Raw genomic sequence first — 208 nt, 5'->3', positions numbered from 1 at the left:
CTCGGTGCAGAAATCCGCCGTGCGCGGCACCGATCAGGGCATCATCAACGCCGGCTACAAGGGGATGCGGATTGCCGCGGTGATGCAGCCGACCGCTATTGACGGCAACGCGCTCAGCATCCGCCGTCACCGGGAAACCAACCTGTCTCTGACCGACTATGTCCAGATGGGCGCGTTCTCTTCGCGTGTTGCGCGCAACACCACCGAC

Annotated in this window: 1 pseudogene; it reads left to right on the top strand. The window is 63.5% G+C overall.

The features are described from left to right. Positions 1–208 (top strand): annotated as a pseudogene (locus ACYP5B_RS43155) (CpaF family protein); the annotation flags it as partial.

The sequence above is a fragment of the Cupriavidus sp. 8B genome, from assembly GCF_054589115.1.
Note: the sequence above shows the minus strand (reverse complement) of the source record. Positions and strands in the feature narration are given on the sequence as shown.